The sequence below is a fragment of the Paraglaciecola sp. 25GB23A genome (genome assembly GCF_040012495.1).
Lineage (GTDB): Bacteria > Pseudomonadota > Gammaproteobacteria > Enterobacterales > Alteromonadaceae > Paraglaciecola.
Window position 1 is genome coordinate 17,039 of record NZ_JBDYKM010000021.1, and the last position, 19,958, is coordinate 36,996.

Below are 19,958 nucleotides of genomic sequence, written 5' to 3' on the forward strand. Positions count from 1 at the left end.
AAAGCGATCACCTAGCCGCATTGTTCTTCAAATATTATCAACTCCCAGTCCCAGAGAATAACTATGGCGTTAAAACCAACGATTTATAAATTTAAAATCGCTTTAGCAGATTTGAATCATGATCACTTTGATAATCTTAATTTGACCCTTGCCCAGCATCCTTCTGAAACAATGGAGCGCATGATAGTGCGCTTGCTAGCATTTTGTTTACATGCCCATGATGATCAAGAGCAGCTTATGGCTTTTACCAAGGGCTTGAGTGCGGCAGATGAACCTGATATCTGGTTAAAAGGTCTGGACGACCAATTGCATTGTTGGATTGATGTTGGGGAGCCTGCTTTTGAACGTTTAAAAAAAGCCAGCCGCCTAGCAAAGCGAACCCTAGTTTACAGCTTTAATTCTAAATCAGATGTGTGGTGGAAACAAAGCCAACCCTTATTGCAAAACTTAAAAATGGAAATTAGACGTTTTTATTGGCCAGAAATACAGCAGGTGAGTGCGCAAGTTGCACGTACTGTTGATTGGACGATTACCTTAAGCGGTGAATCTATCTATGTTGCAACACAAGATGCCCAGTTCGAAATTAATTGGCTAATATTGCAGTAGTCTAATTAGGACCTAGTTTTTATACTGCTCTGATTAGTTGAAAATTAAGGTAAAGAATTTGCTGTTGGACTAAATAATCGGCAAAATGCGCAGCTATTTTATGTATGGGATATTTTGAGTTATATGAAAGCTAAATTTGATGCAATCAGACCATTCGATGATACTGATTTGCCTCGAGTCCTTACTCAGTTATGCAATAATGATGAGTTTATTCGTACCCTAGTGGCATTTAAATTTGCGGCTTGGCCAAAGCGTTTAAGGCCTCTACTGGGATATATAACGCGTCGATTTATTCTTTCAAAAAGCAAAAAAATTTCCAGCTTACGGGGTTTTCAACGATTAGTTGAACCCTATGTGCAAAAAATGATTGACACCACAACCAGTGGACTGACTGTGAGTGGTTTAGATCAATTAGATCTCACCCAGACTTGCTTGTTTGTGAGTAACCATCGCGATATCGCTTTAGATCCGGCTTTTGTTAATTGGGTCTTGCATATTAATAAGCAGGATACTGTGCGGATAGCGGTAGGCGACAATCTGCTGAAAAAAGAATGGGTAGCCGATTTAATTCGCTTAAATAAGTGTTTTATTGTGCGTCGTTCTGCCCCCGATAGACGAGAAAAATTAGCGGCGGCTAAATTACTCAGCGAATACATTTATTACACCCTAAATGTTGATCAACAGCATATTTGGATAGCCCAGCGTGAAGGGCGTGCCAAGGATGGTAACGATAGTACCAATCCTGCCATCATCTCAATGTTGACGATTAATAAACCCAAAGACGTTGAATTTTCGGATTATCTGCGCCAACTACGTATCGTACCCGTCTCTATTTCCTATGAATTTGATCCCTGTGATATGAGCAAAGCTAAGGAGTTACATCAACTTGACTTACTTGGCACTTATGACAAACCAGACAATGAGGATATGCGCAGTATTGTAAATGGTATAACAGGGCAAAAGGGGCGCGTACATGTGCACTTTGGCAAGGTACTCGCAGCGGGTTTTGAAAGTCCCAAACAAGTAGCAGAGCATTTAGACAGTGAAATTCTGGCCGGTTATCGGTGTTTTTCTACCGGCCAAGCCGCGTTGTCTCTACTTCAGCAGCAAGGGACAGAAGCTTCTATTTCATCGGTGTCAGCAAACACTGAGTTGGACCAAGCCCTACAATATCTGCAAACACGTTTATCAAGCCTCAATGCTGCAGAGCAAGAGAAAATGTTATTGATGTACGCAAACCCCTTCCAAAAAAAGTTAAGCAAGCCACACTAGACAGGTAATTAATATTGCCCTATGTATAAAGGTGATTAAAAAAAATACAAAAAAGTAGCAATTAATGGTGTAATTTTTTTTTAAAATACTTATATACTTGCACTATTGTGAATTTTTGGGTTGAAAAACATGGACTGCCAACCAAGCCCGCAATTTGAGCGCAAATATCTATTTGCATTGGGGCTAATGTTCACTTTGCTGCTTCCCAATGCCTTTGCAACTTCGTCAACAATACCTCAAGAAATCACCGCATTACTTAATCAACAAAAAACCGAGCAAGCCTTTAGTTTGGCTGCTGAGAATCAAGCCAACCTTGAAGGGGAGCCTGATTTTGACCTTGCTTTTGGTATAGCAGCAAAAGCAACAAATAATTGTAATTTGGCTGTTTATGCCTTGGAGCGGGTAGTGCAAATACTCCCGCAAAAGGTCGTTGCAAGATATGCACTTGCTGGATGTTATTTTGAATTGGGTAACTTTGCTGCTGCCAAGATTGAATTCAATCAGCTGGCACAACAAAATTTGTCAGCTGAAATGCAAAGTATTGTAGAACAACACCTTAACGTTATCGAACGGAGTCAAGAGCGAAATACTGCTGGGTGGCATAATGCAATTGAACTTGTTGTTGGCCAAGATTCAAATCCTAACAATGGTGTTGAAAACGAGTTTATTGATGTGCCCTTATTAGGACAGGTAAAACTATTTGAACAAAGTCAGGCACACAGTAGCAGTTTTTATGATCTCAATGGCCAGTTTAGTTACATCGCTCCGCTTGACCAAAGATCTGCTTGGTTTTCTTCACTAGGAGTTAGTCATAGTGAATATTCCCACGAGTTGGCGCAATCTAGGTCAAATTTGAATGCGGTGCTGGGATATACCACTAAAATGGTGGGTAAGGATATTAGTGCACGTTTGTTTTATCGTCCGCTGTGGTTAGATCAAGAAGCCTTTTTAGATTATTACGGTGTGGTAGCTGAAGTGGGGCAGGGAGTGCTAAACCAGTCAGCAGTGGGAGCTGAATTAACTTTGGCCCGCTTAGATTATAGCGACTTGGATGAACTGAGTAGAAATCAACATTGGTTGAACTTGTGGTTTGAAACCCCAACTTTTTCCGGAGTAAGCCGTCTGTCAATTAAACTAGGCGACGAGCAAAGTCAGGATAAAGCGGTTGATTTTAATTCGAGGCGCTTATTAGGTGCTAGCTACAGTTTTGCTCAGCAACTTGATGTTAGTTGGTATTACAAAATTTCCTTGGATTATCTTAAAGCAGAGCATGAGCAAACTCATCCCCTGTTTTTGCTCACCCGAGAAGATAAATATGTGCAGTTGGTGTTTGATTTACAATATCAATGGCAGGCAAATTGGTTGTTAACTGCCCAAGCGAGTGTGGTAAATAACCACAGTAACTTAAGTTTATACGATTACAAAAGGAGCAATGTATGGCTTGGTGCTCGTTATCAGTTTTAGCTAAGTGCAAAATAACGTTATTTTTCTTTTGCAGTATCTTGTACTTAAGCTTAAGTAGTGCTCTTTTCGCACAAGAGCAAGAAGTTGCGACTGCGGGCAAGGCCATCATGGCGCAAGGCGAGGTCGAAGCCAGCAGTTCTGAACAAGCACGCGTTCTGGTAAGACGTTCGCCGGTATATGCACAAGATTTGGTTTCCACAGGTCAGCAGAGCGCGACTCAATTGCGTATGATCGATGGTGGCCTGCTGTCAATGCAGGCATCTAGTGAGTTGTCCATAAGCGATTATCAGTTCGACACGCAAACTCAGCAGGGCAATATTAATATGTCTCTGTTAAAAGGAGGTTTAAAAACAATTACCGGTGCTCTGCAGCAAAAACCAGATAATTACCAACTGTTGACTCCAGTTGCCAGTATAGGGGTGCGAGGCACCCATTATGAAGCCGAATTAATTGACGGTGATTTATATTTAGCAGGTTGGAAAGGCATTATTGATATTGCGGTTACAGCAGGGACCTTGGGACAACAATTTTCTTTAGGGCCCAACATGGCTTATAAATTTGCCATTGTTAGAGCCGATGGCAGTGTTGAGTTTTTATTGCAAACCCCTCTCGCATTTTCGCAGGGCTACAGTCGTGATTTATACCAGCAGTCGAGTGAACAATTTGCTGATATTGAATATGCATTATTACCCCAGGTCACAGAGAGGGCAATGGACACCATTTATCTGGCTAAATTAAACAGTCAAAAATATATTAACAATGAGCGTGTCAGTGCTTCTTGGTTACCAAGTGAAGTTAGCAGGCAAGGGACTGTTATTTTTGATCAAGTCGACCAACTCTCCGTTGCAAGTAGTCTTGGGGCTATAAGCGATTTTAGCATGTCGATGTCGATTAATTTTGATAGTGCAAGTATACCCACAGGTAACTTGGCTTTTTCTGATCAAGGTGGTGAATGGTTTGCTGCTTTTAACGGCATTATTAATCAGCAAGTATTGGACCTGTCAGTTAATTTCGCCTCTCACAACAATAATTTGGCTACGGGTATAGTTGAGGGTTTGTTAATTGATCAATCCAGAGGCGTGCTAGGTAATATTTCATTACGGGAGCTTGCTGGCAACGGCGTTGAGGCCTCTGGTTCATTTTTATTGCGTCAGGCTAAGCCATAAGGAAGGGATATGAAAACTTTGCTACACAAGTTGGCCTTGAGTATTTTAGCCCTGAATATCCTTGCTTGTGGCGGTGGTGACGAGCAAACAAGCAGCAAGTCTCCTTCCAACTTAGCAAGGTCAACTAGTGACAGTGTTGGTCAATTTTTGCTACCAGTTAATGATGAAGTAATTAGCGGTAACTTACTGCTTAACATTAGCGTAAGCGATCTGGATGGTTTGAAGTCGGTTTACCTTGCTTTTGGTCAGGACGTTGCTCGCCATGTTTTGTGTACTTCCCAAGATAGTTGCTCGGGTACTGCGCATCGAGAGTTATACAGTGGAATATACCCTGGTGCTTATGGGATTAACCCCGGTCCCTTGGTACTTTCTTTGTGGGTTGTCGATCAAACTGATACTGAACAGTTAGTGGATAATGTGACAGTGAACTGGCAACCTCAACAAATAACGGGATTGCAATATACTCGCAGCGCCGATGGTGCCAGCATTGAATTAAATTGGAACAACAATCCGCAATTATTGCGTTACAACCTCTACCTTGCTGCACAAAGTGGGGTTAACCAACAGAATTACACTGAATTGAGCGAGGGACAGGCAAAATTAGCCTTAGCAGCAAACTCTGGATCATTCGATAGCCTGCTGGCTAGTCAAACTTATTATGTTTTGCTCACGGGCATAGATGGCAGTGGTGAAAGTGTTTTTGTGCAAGAGTTGACTATTATTCCTAACAGTAATACCCCCAATAATTCTCCCCAAGCTCAGAATGATTCGGAAACGATGTTAGAAGATACACAAGCGAGTTTTACTCCTCTGGACAATGATTCTGACCCAGATGGAGATACGTTATTTTTGCAGTCTGCTGTTGCTAATTCTGGGCAGGCGACTGTGCAAGGGCAAACAGTTAATTATCAACCGTTGACTGATTTTAATGGTCAAGTTGTTATAGATTACGTGATACGAGATCCTGCTGGTTTGACTGATACTGCACAAATTATTATACAAGTAGAACCAGTAAACGATCCTCCGCTTGTGACGGATGAATTTGAATCTACACTGATGAATACTCCGATTAATATTGATGTATTAGCCAATGATACCGATCCTGACGGAGATAATCTGTTGGTGTCTAGCGCCATTGCACAAAATGGAACAGTGGATATCCAGAACGATCAGAGCTTAACCTACAGCCCAGACAATAATTATGCAGGCCAAGATCAGATTGATTATGAAGTTACGGATAGTAATGGTGGTAATTCTAGTGGCATCGTTATAGTTAATGTTTCTAGCGTTAATTTGGCACCCGAAGCTAATGATGATAGCTATGCCATCTATCAAAATACGCAAAATTTCTTTGACAAAAGCAGTGGTTTATCGATTAACGACAGTGATCCAAATGGTGATGCTATTACCGTTTCAACGCAACCATTTTCAGGACCCAGTAGTGGCACCCTTACACTTAATGCAGACGGCAGTTTTGTGTATACACCATTAAATAACTTTGTTGGGCTAGCAACGTTTACTTATGAAATATCAGATCCCTTTGGTGAAACTTCGACAGCCCTTGTAAGTATTGATGTACAAGCAGTACCCGCTGACCTAATGGGAGATTCACTAAATATAACTGGAGAATTTTTATACATTGGTTTAGGTGAAACTGCACCCGGCAATGGCATTGGCTCTGGTCTATATCGGATTGGCGATTGCTTACAAATAATCGACACACAATGTTCAATGTTTGGAGATTATGTCGAGAGTGGCGCCAGTGGCAATCAACCGGGACAAGGAGGAACTTATACATTTGTTTTGACTTATTCTGGTGTGGGGGATTCACCTGTTGTTGCACGCTCCGTTAGTGCAAACAGTAATTCTCTGACTTTTACCAATGTTGGTGATGCACTGTTTGAATTAAATCTATTTCCAAACAGCGGTGGTGTCATCAATTCCTCTTTCCCAACACCAGGATTTGCAAGCTTAAATAACTTTGGTGCATTTATTACAAATCCTCAGGTCTGTCAGGGTTTAGCAGCAAATCAGACCTGTGATATTGCTAATGTAGGTTTGACTGTAGGTGCGACAGATACCGCACCGCTGGACAGATTAAATTTTACTGTTTCAGGTTTCGCCACTGTCGACCTAAACGGCGAACCAGTTGCTTTAGATGATCAGTATCAAGTGAATAGCGGCCAGACGTTAACCGTAAATGCACCAGGCGTATTGAGTAATGACAATGACTCAGATATCCCCACTGTTGGTGACGTTTTAAATACACGACTACAAGTGGCAACTACTCTGTCTCAACCTATTGCCTTAGCGGTAAATGAGTATCGACAGCTCATTTACGTTTATTCTGGTTTTGATAACAGTATTTCCATACTTAATCGTGCCGCTCAGGTAATAGGCTCGCTCGATTGGCCAGGTGAGGGGGCAAATGACGCTGATATGGACGTGGCTCCTGAAGCATTCACCTTGGCAAATGTGGCAGTGCCCCAAGGCAGTTTATTAGTATTTAATGGCGAAACCGCAGAAACTGAAATCTATGCACTTGACCCTGATACTAATACTGTAATTGCGCAGTTAAATACTCAATTTGGCGTGAGTCATGTGGTTGGAGGAGCGTATAATCCTCGAACTAAGACGATTTTCTTATTGCAGGATAATGTTCCAAGTTTAGGCGAAAGGAATCGAGTGGCTGAGATCGATCCTGACACGGGGCAGATATTGTCGAGTTTTTTGTTAAGTGAAGCAACTGATCAATTTAGCGTTAGTTTTGGCGATTTAGATGTTAATAATGTGACAGGTAACTTGTACTTGGTTAGCAGTATTGCAAATGATATTGCAGAGTTTAAAACCAATGGCCAATTAGTCAGGCGTATTGCGCTGCCTGCAGGTGCGAATAGCACAAGTGGTATGGCTTTAAATAATGATGGTGACCGCCTCTGGTTTGTTAATAATTCCGCTTCATCGCCAGTGCTTGAGGCCGAATTTGTTAATAAAGGACAATTGCCTGGTATGATTGCTAACTTGGTAAGCGATGTGCAACATGGCACACTGACCTTAAATCTAGATGGCAGTTTTGTTTACGTACCAAACAATGGCTATATGGGGCAAGACCAATTTATTTACCAAGTCAGTGATCAAGCAGGAAAAATTGCTCAAGCGACTGTTATTTTAACGGTGCAATAGTCATTATCAGGGGCAGTGCTTGTTGCACAAACGTTTAACAAAAATAGCTAAAAATCCAATACGTTTCAGTCTGCCCCTACTGCTTGTTATGGCTGTGTTGCTATTTCAATTTTTAGCGGTGTCAGTATTTCAACTTCCTCGAGAACGCTTAGATGGCTTGATTTATGATATAAAAATCAAACATCTGCCGCCTTGGTCTGAAAGTGTCACTAATATACAAATCGTCGATATTGACGAATACAGCTTAGCCACCGTCGGCCGCATGCCTTGGCCTCGTGATATTTTTGCTCAATTAACGCAAAAGTTGACAGAGTTGGGTGCGATAGTCATTACTTATGATGTGCTATTTTCAGAACCACAAATCAATCCAGCAATTTCGATCTTGAGCCAGCTAGAACATTTAACTACCCTGAAAAAAGAACAACGTGAAGCCTTGATTACCCAGTTTGACTATGACCAACAATTTGCCAGTATTATGGCGACCAATGAAGTGGTTCTGTCAGTGCTTTTGCACCAAGATAATGACACTCAAACGAAGATGCCTTTGCGAGTAGGAGCCATAACTAACCTTGGTCTTACCCAAAATCAAAGCGGTTTAATAGTCGATATTCCTCAGTACACTGGTTACGCGGGGGTTTTACAACCATTTGCTGACGTGATAGCGGGTCAGGGGTTTTTGAATTCCTTTGAAGACGCTGATGGCTTTGTAAGACGTGTGGCCTTGTTAGCCCAATTGGATGGTCAGCTTTACCCCTCACTGGCCTTGGAAACCTTTAGGGTATACAGTTTAATTGATAAGGTCGATCCAGTTTGGCAAACACATCAAAACAAGGCCTATTTACGTGGCTTAAATATTGGTAATACTTGGGTTGCCACTGACAATGAGGGAAAGATTTTTGTACCTTACCGAGGTAAACCTCGCACGTATTCATATACATCGGCAGCAGATATTATTCGAGGTGAAATACGGGACAAGCGCTTCGAACAAGCGGTTGTGTTTGTGGGGACTTCAGCCACTGGCCTTGCCGACTTAAGAGCTACACCTGTTGCATTAGGATTTCCGGGGGTTGAAATTCAGGCTACCGTGTTTGATGCTCTTATTGCTCCACAGATAATTCCTTATCGACCTGATTGGTGGGCGGAAGCGATGTTGTTGCAACTGCTGCTTGTAGGTTTATTATGTATAGTATTTTTAAGCCAGCGTAGTCCCTTATTAACCGGTTTATTTAGTGTTTTAATTACCACTAGTATTATCAGTATTAATCTTATTTTGTGGTATCAGTTTTATATATATTTACCGCTGTTTAGTGTCTTATTATTGATACTGATGTTGACTGTTTTCTATATTAGTCGTGGTTTTTTCCAAGAGAACAAGAAACGTCGTCAGGTTAAAGCCATTTTTGATCAATATGTACCTCCCGCCCATATTGACCGAATATTACTTGATCCCGCATCTGTTACGCTAGATGGAGAAAAGAAAGAACTCTCTGTCATGTTCAGCGATATAAGAGGTTTCACTTCTATTTCAGAAACAATGACAGCTGGTGAACTTAAACAATGGCTAAATCAATTCTTTTCGCCCATTACCCGCAGTATATTGCAAGCTGATGGCACCATAGATAAATACGTCGGTGATATGGTAATGGCGTTTTGGGGGGCACCTCTAGACGAGCCTCAGCATGCTAATAAGGCGGTGAAAGCAGCTTTTAGTATGTTGCAGCAATTGGATGAATTGAATCGTTTATTCAAACAACAAAATAAACCTGAAGCGCAAATAGGCATAGGTATTAATAGCGGTGAGATGAATGTCGGTGATATGGGTTCAGACTTTCGCCGTAGCTATACTGTAATAGGTGACGCTGTGAATCTGGGGTCACGATTAGAAGGATTAACTAAATTTTATGGGGTAGATATCTTAGTCAGTGAGAGCACGCGATTACAGGCGCAAGATTTTAGCTATTTGTTGATTGATAAGGTTAAGGTGAAAGGTAAAGCGGAACCTGTGACCATATACGCGCCCCTAGCAGCCAGTCTATCAAAGGAAACTCAAAACGCTTGTGAACAATTTAATCGTATTTTAACTTACTATTTTGCCAGACAGTTCAATGAGGCATTGGCTGAGCTAGGTAAACTGAACCCCGCCTTTAATAATCAGCATTTAGTCGAGTTATATAAAAAACGATTCGAGTATTTTTTACAACACCCGCCGTCCGATAATTGGGACGGCAGTTTCATCCACACAAGCAAATAATCCACAAGTTAATTGAGGGTGAATCCGGGTATTTTAGTTAAATCTATTTCATCCATTTGTTCTGGTTTAAGAAATTTTTGTGCGTATTGTTCATATACTTTTTCTTTAATAAACACATCAAATAGATCGGGATCGATATGGTTGTCTTTTTTCATAAACCCCATGATTTTTAAACACTCACTAATTTTTTTAGCGTCTTTATATGGGCGATCTGCAGCCGTCAGCGCTTCAAAAATATCGGCAATAGCCATTATTCGGGCAGGGACTGACATTTCCTCACGTTTTAGTTTTTTGGGATAACCGGTACCGTCCATTTTTTCATGGTGACCACCGGCAAATTCAGGCACACGTTTAAGATGTTTCGGGAATGGCAGGGTATCTAACATTTCAACGGTAATATCCATATGTCGATTGATAATGGTACGTTCTTCTGGATTTAAGGTACCTCGAGCGGTGCGCAAATTGTATATTTCGTTGTCACTTAAAAGTGCTATTTTGTTACCTTGTAAGGTAACCGTATAGGACTGCGCAATCTGGCTTAAATATTCTTGATCTTCAGGCTTCATAAATTCGCCACCAGTATTGGCGTTGACGACAAATTGTAGATCGCTATCTAATCGAGCGAGCTTTGAGTCAAGTTCTGTTTGCAGTGCTTGTTTTAATTCAACATCTTGCTCTGCTAGTAGCTTTTTCATATAAGATAATTCTGTTTCGCGCTTAGCTAATTCAAATCTTGTTTCAACTAAGGAAATTCGGTCAAATACTGTTTCGAGCTTTTTAGACTTATCCATGACATATTCTGGAGTAGCAACCTTGCCACAGTCATGGATCCAGCCAGCTAAATTCAACTCATGACGGTCGGCATCATTCATTTTAAATTCTGCCATCGGACCCTGATCATGGCGATGTACAGCTTCAGCTATCATCATAGTTAACTCTGGCACGCGACGACAATGCCCCCCTGTATAAGGTGACTTTTCATCAATGGCTTTTGCAATTAAACGGGTAAATGCCTGAAATAACTCCTCCATATTATCGATCAATTGTCGGTTAGTTAAGGCGACCGATGCCAGAGATGCCAGCGCTTCAACAGTGCGTGATAAGTCTTTACTAAAGGGAATAATTGCTTTGCTATTATCAGCCCGTGCGTTAACTAGTTGAAGCACACCACTGAGATCTCCCTCATGGTTTTTCATGGGGATCGTTAAAATAGATTGAGTATGATAATTGTATTGTTGGTCAACGGTTTTTGAACGAATTTGATGCAGTTCACTGGCCTTGGACACATCATCAATGTTGATAACCTGACCCGTTGCCGCTGCCTGCGCAACAATGGCGCCCATATTGGTTTCGCCATCAATATAGATAGGGATCGGTTTTAAGCTCGTGATGCTGTTTGATGAGCCGCCCAAATGGAGTTTTAAGGTATCATTAAACAGAGTATCAAAAACCAGCTCATTTTTTTCATTGACCGAATAAATGGTACCTCCATCAGCATTGGCCAACTTTTTAGCTGACAGTAAGATAGATTCCAATAATTTGCTGGTATTCTTCTCACCAGACAACGCGACACTAACGTTAAGAAACTCATTTAAAATATGGCTTACGTGCATCCTACTGTCCTCGCTAATTTATCCTCCTTATTTATCGCTTCTTAACCTCAAAAATTCAATAGTAAAGACAATTTAAAACCATCAAAAACTGAAAAACGCCTCTCAAGGCGCTTTTAACTACTTTTAATTTGCTTAAGACTCGTGCAATGTTTTACATTGAGCAAAGACACTTAGCCACGGTTGATGCTTCAGCATCTCTCGCCATACCTAAGCGACGCGGTCTTTTTTCAATTCGTTAAATTGACGATTAAGATCGTACTTTTCATCGGTGACAATTCTTTCTAGCGTCTCAACCCGTTCCTTTAGAGTGACTAATTGCTGTTGCAACTCAGTATTCTTAAGGTCGTCCTTTTTATTGGTTTTTTTACTACGAGTGCCGTTAACCAACTCTACAATGGCCCAACAAACGATTGCCACTATTGCGATTGCAGTCATATTCATTTCCCTTCCTCTTTTGCTTGTCTCTATGATTAAAAAGTTTATGCTTATGTCTTATTCAAAGCAAATAATTGACCAAAATTTTATTATTGATATATTTCAATAGCTTAACCTTTTATGTTGGTGTTTTCCGAAATTTAATTTGGTCAATATCACCAACTAACTAATCAAATACACCACATTTTAGATTGTAATAAAACGATGACGACAAAAAATGACGAACAAGATGCTTATTGGATGGCTCATGCACTATCGTTAGCCGATAAAGCACAAGCCTTAGGCGAAGTCCCAGTGGGTGCAGTGCTGGTTTTGAACGAGAAAATTATTGCTGAAGGTTGGAACCAATCAATTACCTTACATGATCCCTCGGCTCACGCTGAAATGATGGCTATTCGTCAAGCGGGTCAAATATTAAAAAATTATCGTATGCTTGGAGCGACGCTGTATGTCACCTTGGAACCTTGTCCTATGTGCGCCGGACTATTGGTGCACAGTCGAATTTCGAGATTAGTCTATGGGGCTGCTGATTACAAAACAGGCGCGGCAGGTAGCGTAATGAACTTAGTGCTTAATCCACAGTTAAATCATCAAATTGAGGTGCTAGGCGGGGTGCTTGGGGCAACTTGTGCTGAAAAGATATCGGATTTTTTTAGATTACGCCGGGCACAGAAGAAAGCGATAAAGCTGAATGTTGATTAACAGGCTTCAGCCAGATCGCTGTTGAATTCACAAATTTGAAATTGTTGACGGCGAATCGTTACCTTTTGATGCAAACGTTTCAGTAATTGCCGTCTGCGACTGGTGTTGGTAAGTCGAGTTCTACTCACCATGTTGTGACGTTTTTTCATTTATTCTCCTTATTAGTTTTTTATAACGGTATTTAATTATTTATATATAGACACTTATACTTAAAAAAGTTCAATTACGACTTTACAAGCACAATATTGCTGGAATATGACACTATCTAGAAGATTGAAATAATTCAACTATTTTCCATTTAGTGAGATAGAAAAGGCGGTAAGTGTTCACCAAGGAGATAAATTACAGTGATGTCGGCTTATTTCTAGCGTGTACATAATGCAGTATTAATATGCAGACTGCAGGTCTGTCAATTTCAAATATCTTGTATTGCTTAGTCGCTTAATTGGCTGACTGTTTAAATACAATAAATACCAAGCTCAGCGGGGGATTACTCGATGGAATTTGTTAAGGACGGGTCTTCTTGTTCGTTGCCAGTAGCTAAATTAGCTTCTACTGCTATATCTGGCTGCTGTTCATCTAACCACACTAAACTATCGTAATAACGACGAATATTATCAACATAAATGACCGCTTCATTGCCCCGAGCATAACCATAATTTGTTGTTTTATAATATATTTTCTGTCTAAGTTGCAGTAGGCGAATCTTAACATCTATCCATAAATCTGGATTCGCTCCTTGGCGGTCAGTTAATACTCTTGCATCCTCCAAGTGACCTAATCCTATGTTATAGGCGGCTAAAGCAAACCACAGTCTGTCAGGGTATTCAATGCGATCGGGAATGCGTTGGTTCAAATTAGACAAATATGTCGCACCACCTTTGATGCTTTGTTCAGGATCAAGTCTGGATTCAATTCCTAAGTCTTTTGCAGTATCCAAGGTTAACATCATCATGCCACGAACGCCGGTTACGGATACAGCATCGGGTTGCCAATGACTTTCTTGGTAGCTCATAGCTGCAATAAGTCGCCAATCCAGATCGTTTGCATAAGCTTGAAACCAAGGACGATAGGTCGGTAATGTTTGTTTGGCAGCCTTGATAAATTCTACGGTATCGACGTAATTAAATTGGCGCAAGTGTCCAAAGTATTTATCTTCTAATGTGGCCAAAACACCGTTGCTTTGAATGATACCCTTATATTCTATGAGGGCTGCGAGCAATGAATCATCCTGTTCTTTATTCACTGCCCAAGCAATATCCTGCTCGGGGCTAACCGAAAACCCAATAGAAAGTTCGGGATAACGACGGCGCATCAAAGCCAATATATTAGAATCAGCAATGGTGTAATCCAATTCTTCACTCAGTACCATTTCGAGTAGTTCTTCGACATCTTTATCATCGGTTTCTTGCCACGTTAGTTGTTCATTGAGTTGTTGATAAGCCCTGAGTGATTCGCTGTGACTGCTGCCCGACACCACCAAAAGGTTGCCATTTAAAGTACTAATATCGCGAGGCCAAATTTTACCTTGTTTAAACACCAATTTTTCACTTACCCGCTGATAACCCGGGCCAAATTTAAATTTTCTGGCTCTTTCAGGACTGACACTAATGCCCGCGGCAATAAGGTCTAAGTGTTGGTTTTGCAGCTGTGGAAACAATTCGTTGAGGGTGTAGTAGGGAAAAACTTCTAATTTGACACCGAGATATTGGGCAAAGCCATCGGCTAATTCGTATTCAAAGCCAACCGGGCCGGTTGCTCCATTATAATAAGTGGTTAAACCATAGGTTGTGCCTACCTTTAAAACACCAGAATCAAGTACGTCATTCAGACTATTTGATTGTCTGTCGTCCTTACACGCGCACAACATCAACAGCAGAAACCCAATATTACAAAATCGAACTAGAATAGCCGTTTCTCCGACATCTTTGAAAGAATACCTATTGTGTACAAAATATTGCTTTTCATCCAGCTTTAGTTTTTATCGGATTTTTAGCCGAGAAAAGACTGCTTTATAGTCATCAAGCGCTTATCAATTGATGCGAATTACCCTATAATCCGCGCCTTAAAAAATTCCTTCTCACCTGATTGAACAATCTTATTGATTGTCAATCTTGCTAAATGGTAATGACCTTATGTTAGTGCTTCGTGGAACACCTGCTCTGTCTGATTTTCGTATTGATAAACTTGTAAGCCAATTTGCTTCTGCCCGTTTACCAATAAAGCAGCTCTACGCTGAATTTGTTCATTTTGTGCATCTTGAAGCAGGCAGCGATGCTTTAACCGAACAAGAACACAATGTACTTGAACAACTTTTGACTTATGGGCCTAAAATTCAACAACATGAACCCCAAGGCAGCTTATATTTGGTGACTCCCCGCCCAGGTACAATATCTCCTTGGTCTTCCAAAGCTAGTGATATTGCTCATAATTGTGGCTTAACAAAGGTTAATCGTATTGAACGAGGACTTGCTTATTATGTGGACGCTGAAGGTCTTAACGTTACGCAAGTAGCAGAGCTCAAGTCATTTATCCATGACCGTATGACAGAGTCAGTATTTAGTGAAATTGCACAAGCTAGCGTGTTATTTAAGCAGGAACAACCGCAAGTCTTATCATCGGTGGATATACTGATTGGTGGTAAACAAGCCTTAGTTGAGGCAAACAGTAACTTGGGGTTGGCCTTAGCTGACGACGAGATTGATTATCTTGTTGAAAATTTTGTGGCCTTAGGTCGTAACCCTAATGACATCGAATTATATATGTTTGCCCAAGCAAACTCTGAGCACTGTCGTCACAAAATATTTAATGCAGACTGGACAATTGATGGTGAAGTGCAGCCTAAATCATTGTTCAAAATGATTAAAAATACTTACGAGCAATGCGGCGCTAACGTTCACTCTGCCTACAAAGACAATGCGGCTGTGATGGAAGGTAATTTTGCAGGGCGCTTTTTCCCAGAAGCTAGCTCAAACGAATATCGTTATCACCATGAAGATATCGATATTCTGATGAAGGTTGAAACTCATAATCACCCTACGGCTATTTCACCTTTTTCAGGTGCTGCGACTGGCTCTGGTGGTGAAATTCGTGATGAAGGAGCAACGGGCCGCGGCTCTAAACCAAAAGCGGGTTTAATTGGTTTTTCCGTGTCTAACCTTAATATTCCGGGTTTTGCTCAACCTTGGGAGACCCATTATGGCAAACCCGAACGTATCGTCAGTGCTTTTGACATCATGATGGATGGCCCCTTAGGTGGTGCCGCTTTCAATAATGAGTTTGGTCGTCCAAGTATTTTGGGATATTTCCGAACATACGAACAAAAAGTGACTAGCTTTAATGGTGAAGAGGTCCGAGGTTATCATAAACCCATTATGTTGGCTGGTGGTTTAGGCAATATTCGTAAACAGCATATTCAAAAAGGTGAAATCACCGTCGGTGCTAAATTGATTGCACTGGGCGGACCGGCTATGAACATCGGTTTAGGTGGTGGAGCCGCTTCTTCAATGGCTTCCGGTCAGTCCACTGAAGATCTTGATTTTGCTTCTGTACAGCGCGGCAATCCTGAAATGGAACGTCGTTGTCAGGAAGTTATCGACAAATGTTGGCAGTTAGGAGAAAACAACCCCATTCAATTTATTCATGATGTTGGGGCTGGCGGATTGTCGAACGCCTTTCCTGAATTGATCAATGATGGGGGCCGCGGAGGCATATTCGACTTGCGTAAAGTGCACAATGATGAAGCGGGTATGACACCCATGGAGCTATGGTGTAATGAATCACAAGAGCGTTATGTGATGTCGGTCGCACCAGAAAATTTAGCACTGTTTGCGCAAATATGTGAGCGTGAACGTGCTCCTTTTGCGGTCGTCGGTGAAGCGACTGAGCAAGCACATTTGACCGTAACTGATCCCCATTTTGACAACAATCCTATCGATCTACCGCTAAATGTACTGTTGGGTAAAACCCCCAAGATGCATCGGGACGTAGTCACCACTAAGGCGGAGTCGACAAGCCTTAATACTAAATCTATGGTGCTTGCTGAAGCGGCTGAGCGGATTTTGAATTTACCCACCGTGGCTGAAAAAACCTTTTTAATCAGTATTGGTGATCGCTCGGTCACGGGCATGGTATGTCGAGACCAAATGGTAGGTCCTTGGCAAGTGCCGGTGGCTGATGTAGGTGTGACAGCCAGTGCTTTTGATACCTATCAAGGTGAAGCTATGTCGATGGGCGAACGCACACCCATTGCCTTACTTAATCCTGCCGCGTCTGCAAGAATGGCTGTGGGTGAGGCTTTAACCAATATTGCTGCCGCTGACATCGGTGATTTTAAACGTATTAATTTATCTGCAAATTGGATGGCAGCAGCAGGCCACCCCGGTGAAGATGCGGGGCTATATGCAGCGGTTAAGGCTATTGGTGAAGAGTTATGTCCCGCCTTGGACTTAACTATTCCTGTGGGCAAAGACTCCATGTCAATGAAGACCACATGGCAAGACAAGGGCGAAGCAAAAGCTGTTACATCACCCTTGTCTTTAGTGATCACCGCCTTTGGTGCCGTGCAAGATGTGCGTAAAACCCTGACTCCGCAATTAAATACCCAAGTTGACGATTCCGAGTTATTGCTAATCGATTTAGGCCAAGGTCAAAATCGTTTAGGGGCCTCTTGTTTGGCCCAAGTTTACCAACAACTAGGTGATGTTGCCCCTGATGTTGATTCAGCCGCATTACTGAAAGGTTTTTTCTTAGGTATTCAGCAACTGGTACATGAGAAAAAATTACTAGCCTACCATGACCGCTCAGATGGCGGATTGTTTGCCACTTTAGTGGAAATGGCCTTTGCGGGTCGGACCGGGATCGATATCGAATTAGACAGTTTGGTAGGTGAGCCATTGGCCAGTTTATTCAATGAAGAATTAGGCGCAGTTATTCAAGTAAGCCCAGCAGACAAGGCTCGTGTTATGAGTGTATTGGCAGAGCAGGGACTTGGCTCCTTAGTGCATAGCGTTGGTCGTTTAAATAGCACTGACCAAATTGTTATTCGTCACAATAGTCAGGTGATTTTAGCCAATAGCCGGGTGCATTATCGTCAAATCTGGGCGCAAACGACCTTGCACATGCAGCAATTACGTGACAATCCCCAGTGTGCCCAAGAAGAACATCAAGCAAAAGCGGATGCAAAGGATCCAGGTTTGCATGCCAAATTAAGCTTTAATGTTAACGAAGATGTGGCTGCCCCTTATATTGCTAAGGGTGTTGCGCCGAAAATTGCCATATTGCGTGAACAAGGCGTTAATTCACATGTTGAGATGGCTGCTGCATTTGACCGTGCCGGCTTTAAGGCTGTAGATGTGCATATGAGCGACCTTTTGACCAATCAACAATCCCTAGCTAACTTTCAAGGTTTAGTGGCCTGTGGCGGTTTTTCTTACGGTGACGTATTGGGCGCAGGAGAAGGATGGGCAAAATCTATTTTGTTTAATGAGCAAGTACGAGAGCAATTTGCCGCTTTTTTCTTGCGTCCTGATTCATTCTCTTTAGGGGTATGTAATGGCTGCCAAATGATGTCGAATTTGAAATCACTCATACCCGGCGCAGAATTATGGCCGCATTTTGTGACTAATCAGTCTGAACGTTTTGAAGCGCGAGTGGCAATGGTAGAAATTCAGAAAAATAACTCCATTTTCTTTGATGGCATGCAGGGCTCAAGAATGCCTATCGCCGTGTCACATGGTGAGGGACGAGCTGAGTTCAAGACTAACGCAGATTTATTGGCGGCCCAAAATAACCATGCGATCGCCTTACAGTATGTTGATAATTATGGGCAGGTTACTCAGCGTTACCCAGCCAATCCCAATGGCTCACCCTTTGGGATTGCCGGTTTAACTAGCAGTGACGGCCGTGCAACGATTATGATGCCGCATCCCGAGCGAGTTTTTAGAACCGTCGCTAACTCTTGGCACCCACAAGATTGGCAAGAAGATGGTGCATGGATGCGTATGTTTAGAAATGCCCGTGTTTATCTGGGCTAGTTAATACTGCAATTTTGCAGTTTAAAACGAATAAACCCCATCTAGATTAATGATATATGGTTTAGATGGGTAATTAAAATGGGCAAGTTGAAACAAAAAAGCATAAAAAAAATTATTTTTTACTTGATTAAATTAAAACCCTTGTAAATCAGTGAAATACCCTCTAATATTTCGGTCGCTATTGACAGGGAATGTGTTATCTGTTTGTTAAATTAATGTAAATGGAAGTTTGTGTCTGACGAGGTATTACATCAGTAGCGTGTAATACAAATATAATAATAAGAGACGGATATGAATCGTTCAAATAAAGGCTTTGGTTTAGCTGGGGTCTTTGCCACTGTAGTAGTTCTCATTGTTGCCGCAATTTTCAGTGCATCTGCTAATTCTGATCAAACCCAAGTTTCGCAAACTCAAGAGCAAAATCGTTAAGTAACTAGCATTTTAGATGGGGTGTGATAATGCAACAATTATCACACAACTAACAAATACTCTTAATTAACGCTTCTTCAAAGAGGACTATCGCTTACGGTATTGTTCTCGATTATCTGCTTTTTGCTCATCATTTTTCTTCAATAAAACATAAGTTGCACCGTTGCCACCGTGATGAGCCATCGCGGTATGAAAGGCAATGACCTGGGGCATCTCTGTTAGCCATTGATTAACATAACTTTTTAACATTGCAGGCAAAGGTTTGTTGTGTAAACCAATGCCATGTTTAATCAACAAGGTTCTGCTACCGCTTTTGTAAGCGTCAATAATGCGCTTAAATATTCCACTACGTGCTTGTTCAAATTTTTGATTCTGTAAATTAATAACCCCTTCAATATTGTATTTGCCCATTCTGAGGTTTTTAAACACGCCTTGCTGTACCCCTGATTTTTTAAAAGACAGATGATCGTAGGGATCAATGGGCTGTAAACATTCAACACTCAAATGATTGTTAGCTAACTGCATACTCAGTTCAATGTCTAGACGTCGTTGTTGCTTAGCTAAATTATCTTTTGCAGGCGGAACAAATTCAACGGTATTTTGGGCCAATGGCACGACATCACTAAATTGTGCATAAAAATCAATGTCATCGTTATCTTCATATTGTGACATGTTAAAAATCTCTTTATCGATTGACTCAGTAATGATTATTGTTTCAGCATCCTTGTATAAGGTTAGCCGAGAAAAATTCAAGCTAATACTGAAATTTGCAATTAGTATGCATTTGTTTGTTTAGATGTTG

General features: G+C 41.4%; 14 protein-coding genes. 9 read left to right on the forward strand and 5 right to left on the reverse strand.

Annotated features, from left to right (window positions below):
- Positions 1-63: 63 nt before the first annotated feature.
- From ABKW31_RS18730 to ABKW31_RS18755, 6 genes are all read left to right on the forward strand, one after another.
- The gene (locus tag ABKW31_RS18730; RefSeq protein WP_348618113.1) at positions 64-606 is read left to right on the forward strand and encodes a YaeQ family protein; all 543 of its coding nucleotides are present in this window, start codon (positions 64-66) and stop codon (positions 604-606) included.
- 123 nt (positions 607-729) lie between these two features.
- Positions 730-1,878 (forward strand): 1-acyl-sn-glycerol-3-phosphate acyltransferase, encoded by a 1,149-nt coding sequence (locus tag ABKW31_RS18735; protein WP_348618114.1) that lies wholly within the window; start codon positions 730-732, stop codon positions 1,876-1,878.
- 129 nt (positions 1,879-2,007) lie between these two features.
- Positions 2,008-3,342 carry a tetratricopeptide repeat protein gene (locus ABKW31_RS18740; RefSeq protein WP_348618115.1) on the forward strand — a complete coding sequence of 445 codons (1,335 nt, stop codon included), beginning with the start codon at positions 2,008-2,010 and terminating at the stop codon, positions 3,340-3,342.
- Complete coding sequence (locus ABKW31_RS18745) at positions 3,315-4,508, forward strand: FecR family protein (protein ID WP_348618116.1); 1,194 nt, start codon at positions 3,315-3,317, stop codon at positions 4,506-4,508. The genes ABKW31_RS18740 and ABKW31_RS18745 overlap by 28 nt, the downstream gene beginning before the upstream one ends.
- A 9-nt stretch (positions 4,509-4,517) precedes the next feature.
- Positions 4,518-7,691, forward strand: coding sequence for a tandem-95 repeat protein (locus ABKW31_RS18750; RefSeq protein ID WP_348618117.1), 3,174 nt, complete (start codon positions 4,518-4,520; stop codon positions 7,689-7,691).
- Between the two features lie 19 nt (positions 7,692-7,710).
- Entirely contained in the window at positions 7,711-9,942 is a 2,232-nt protein-coding gene (locus ABKW31_RS18755) for an adenylate/guanylate cyclase domain-containing protein (protein ID WP_348618118.1), read from the forward strand.
- A gap of 8 nt (positions 9,943-9,950) precedes the next feature.
- Here ABKW31_RS18755 and ABKW31_RS18760 read toward each other — a convergent pair whose 3' ends face one another.
- Positions 9,951-11,555, reverse strand: a complete 1,605-nt coding sequence (locus ABKW31_RS18760) for an HD domain-containing phosphohydrolase (protein ID WP_348618119.1) — start codon at positions 11,553-11,555, stop codon at positions 9,951-9,953.
- Between the two features lie 207 nt (positions 11,556-11,762).
- Positions 11,763-11,996, reverse strand: a complete 234-nt coding sequence (locus tag ABKW31_RS18765; RefSeq protein WP_348618120.1) for a hypothetical protein — start codon at positions 11,994-11,996, stop codon at positions 11,763-11,765.
- Positions 11,997-12,194: 198 nt separating this feature from the next.
- Between ABKW31_RS18765 and tadA the strand changes: the two genes are divergently transcribed.
- The gene (gene tadA, locus ABKW31_RS18770) at positions 12,195-12,692 is read left to right on the forward strand and encodes a tRNA adenosine(34) deaminase TadA (protein WP_348618121.1); all 498 of its coding nucleotides are present in this window, start codon (positions 12,195-12,197) and stop codon (positions 12,690-12,692) included.
- Here tadA and ABKW31_RS18775 read toward each other — a convergent pair.
- Complete coding sequence (locus ABKW31_RS18775; protein ID WP_348618122.1) at positions 12,689-12,841, reverse strand: hypothetical protein; 153 nt, start codon at positions 12,839-12,841, stop codon at positions 12,689-12,691. The two genes, tadA and ABKW31_RS18775, sit on opposite strands and share 4 nt — an antisense overlap.
- 341 nt (positions 12,842-13,182) lie before the next feature.
- On the reverse strand, positions 13,183-14,664 hold the full coding sequence (mltF, locus tag ABKW31_RS18780; RefSeq protein ID WP_348618152.1) for a membrane-bound lytic murein transglycosylase MltF: 1,482 nt from the start codon (positions 14,662-14,664) through the stop codon (positions 13,183-13,185).
- Positions 14,665-14,827: 163 nt separating this feature from the next.
- On the opposite strand from mltF, the gene purL reads away from it, so the two are divergent.
- Positions 14,828-18,727 (forward strand): phosphoribosylformylglycinamidine synthase, encoded by a 3,900-nt coding sequence (purL, locus tag ABKW31_RS18785; RefSeq protein WP_348618123.1) that lies wholly within the window; start codon positions 14,828-14,830, stop codon positions 18,725-18,727.
- Positions 18,728-19,018: 291 nt separating this feature from the next.
- Entirely contained in the window at positions 19,019-19,156 is a 138-nt protein-coding gene (locus ABKW31_RS18790) for a hypothetical protein (protein WP_348618124.1), read from the forward strand.
- 87 nt (positions 19,157-19,243) lie between these two features.
- On the opposite strand, the gene smrA is transcribed toward ABKW31_RS18790, so the two are convergent.
- Positions 19,244-19,828 carry a DNA endonuclease SmrA gene (gene smrA / locus ABKW31_RS18795; RefSeq protein ID WP_348618125.1) on the reverse strand — a complete coding sequence of 195 codons (585 nt, stop codon included), beginning with the start codon at positions 19,826-19,828 and terminating at the stop codon, positions 19,244-19,246.
- Positions 19,829-19,958: the final 130 nt, after the last annotated feature.

Bases quoted from the DNA above. Each gene is read 5' to 3' on its own strand.
- ABKW31_RS18730 (WP_348618113.1), top strand. From the start codon at position 64: ATGGCGTTAAAACCAACGATTTATAAATTTAAAATCGCTTTAGCAGAT.
- ABKW31_RS18735 (WP_348618114.1), top strand. From the start codon at position 730: ATGAAAGCTAAATTTGATGCAATCAGACCATTCGATGATACTGATTTG.
- ABKW31_RS18740 (WP_348618115.1), top strand. From the start codon at position 2,008: ATGGACTGCCAACCAAGCCCGCAATTTGAGCGCAAATATCTATTTGCA.
- ABKW31_RS18745 (WP_348618116.1), top strand. From the start codon at position 3,315: ATGGCTTGGTGCTCGTTATCAGTTTTAGCTAAGTGCAAAATAACGTTA.
- ABKW31_RS18750 (WP_348618117.1), top strand. From the start codon at position 4,518: ATGAAAACTTTGCTACACAAGTTGGCCTTGAGTATTTTAGCCCTGAAT.
- ABKW31_RS18760 (WP_348618119.1), bottom strand. From the start codon at position 11,555: ATGCACGTAAGCCATATTTTAAATGAGTTTCTTAACGTTAGTGTCGCG.
- ABKW31_RS18765 (WP_348618120.1), bottom strand. From the start codon at position 11,996: ATGAATATGACTGCAATCGCAATAGTGGCAATCGTTTGTTGGGCCATT.
- tadA (WP_348618121.1), top strand. From the start codon at position 12,195: ATGACGACAAAAAATGACGAACAAGATGCTTATTGGATGGCTCATGCA.
- ABKW31_RS18775 (WP_348618122.1), bottom strand. From the start codon at position 12,841: ATGAAAAAACGTCACAACATGGTGAGTAGAACTCGACTTACCAACACC.
- purL (WP_348618123.1), top strand. From the start codon at position 14,828: ATGTTAGTGCTTCGTGGAACACCTGCTCTGTCTGATTTTCGTATTGAT.
- ABKW31_RS18790 (WP_348618124.1), top strand. From the start codon at position 19,019: ATGAATCGTTCAAATAAAGGCTTTGGTTTAGCTGGGGTCTTTGCCACT.
- smrA (WP_348618125.1), bottom strand. From the start codon at position 19,828: ATGTCACAATATGAAGATAACGATGACATTGATTTTTATGCACAATTT.